The 1,259-nt window shown below is 60.5% G+C and carries 2 pseudogenes; both read left to right on the forward strand.

The annotated features are described in order from the left end of the window. Positions 1–339: pseudogene (locus C0541_RS03060) on the forward strand (pectate lyase); the annotation flags it as partial. 253 nt (positions 340–592) lie between these two features. Further along, positions 593–1,259: pseudogene (locus tag C0541_RS03065) on the forward strand (pectate lyase); the annotation flags it as partial.

Consider the following 1,259-nt stretch of genomic DNA (forward strand, 5'->3'; position numbering starts at 1 on the left):
GTGCGTTTTGGCCAGGTGCACCTGTACAACAACTACCACGTCGGCAGCACCGGCAATAAGGTCTATCCGTTCTCGCACGCGCATGGCGTGGGCAAGGAGTCGAAGATCTTCTCCGAGCGCAACGTGTTCGATATCAGCGGGGTGAGCAGCTGCGACAAGATTGCGGCCGATTACGGCGGCAGCGTGTACCGCGACCAGGGCTCGCTGCTCAACGGCAAGGCGCTGAACTGCTCGTGGAATACCAACATCGGCTGGACCCCGCCGTACACCTATAGCCTGCTGTCGGCCGACAAGGTCGCTGCGGACGTCAAGGCAAAGGCCGGCGCCGGAAAGCTGTAAGCCTTAGCAACGCAAGCACGCAAATGCAGTGCCCGCAAAACGGGTGCTGCATTTGCGTGCGTGCGTTGCCTGCAGCACACGCGTCTGCAGAAAAATAATTTTCAGAAACAGACTATTCAATAGTTTTCATAAGCATTAGGATCGAGTCGCGTTCGCTAGGGGACTGGCCTTGATGGCCTGGGCGATTGCATCGGGGAGCGCGTCGTCTCGGGCGGCGCGCCATCGCGTCACTCATTCAAGAGAAATCATCACCATGTCGAAAGCATCGACAGTCGTTGGTCGTACCGTTGTGGGCGTCGTTCTGGGTGCTGCGCTGTTGTCTCCTGCAGCCTACGCTGCAGATCCGGCGCTGGCGGTGGCCACCACCGGTTGGGCCAGCCAGAACGGCGGAACCAAGGGCGGCTCCAAGGCCGCTGCTGCGGACATCTACACCGTCAGCACGGCAGCGCAGTTGAAGGCCGCGTTGAAAGCCAAGGCCGGCAGCAACGGCCGCATCATCAAGGTCAAGGGCGTCATCGACATCAGCGAGGGCAAGGCCTACACCAAGACCTCGGACATGAAGACCCGTGCGCGGCTGGACATCCCGACCAGGACCACCTTGATCGGTATCGGTACCAACGCGGAAATCCGCGAGGGCTATTTCTACATCAAGGCCAACGACGTGATCGTGCGCAATCTCACCATCGAAAATCCCTGGGATCCGGAGCCCAAATGGGACGCCGACGACGGCGACAACGGCAACTGGAACTCAGAGTACGACGGTCTCACGGTCGAGGGCGCGACCAATGTGTGGGTGGACCATGTCACCTTCACCGACGGCCGCCGCACCGACGATCAGAACGGCACCGCCAACGGCCGCCCCAAGCAGCATCACGATGGCGCAATGGACGTCAAGAAGGGCGCCAACTTCGTCACCATCT

The sequence above is a fragment of the Xanthomonas arboricola genome (assembly GCF_003353015.1).
GTDB lineage: Bacteria > Pseudomonadota > Gammaproteobacteria > Xanthomonadales > Xanthomonadaceae > Xanthomonas > Xanthomonas arboricola_E.